1 pseudogene is annotated in these 253 nt (G+C 72.7%); it reads left to right on the top strand.

Annotated elements, in window-relative coordinates:
- Positions 1–253: pseudogene (locus H926_RS27280) on the top strand (type I secretion protein TolC); the annotation flags it as partial.

Genomic DNA, 253 nt, shown 5'->3' with positions numbered 1-253 from the left:
GCGCTATCGCCTGGGCAAGGCCACCCGCACCGATGTCGCCCAGCTTGAGGCGCAGCGTGCCAGCGCGGGGGCGACCCTGGCCGCCGCGCAGGCAACGCTCGATACCGCCACGGCAAACTATCGCGCGGTGGTAGGGCAGGATCCTGGACCCTTGGCGCCGCCGCCCGCGCTGGGCCCGATGCCAGCCACGCTGGAACAGGCGCGCGCCGATGCCCTGGCAGCCAACCCGCTGTATCAACAGAGCTTGCGCGCC

Source organism: Novosphingobium sp. B-7, from assembly GCF_000410615.1.
Taxonomy (GTDB): Bacteria; Pseudomonadota; Alphaproteobacteria; order Sphingomonadales; family Sphingomonadaceae; genus Novosphingobium; species Novosphingobium capsulatum.
The sequence above is the reverse complement of the archived record's forward strand: the minus strand, read 5'-3'. Positions and strand labels throughout refer to the sequence as shown.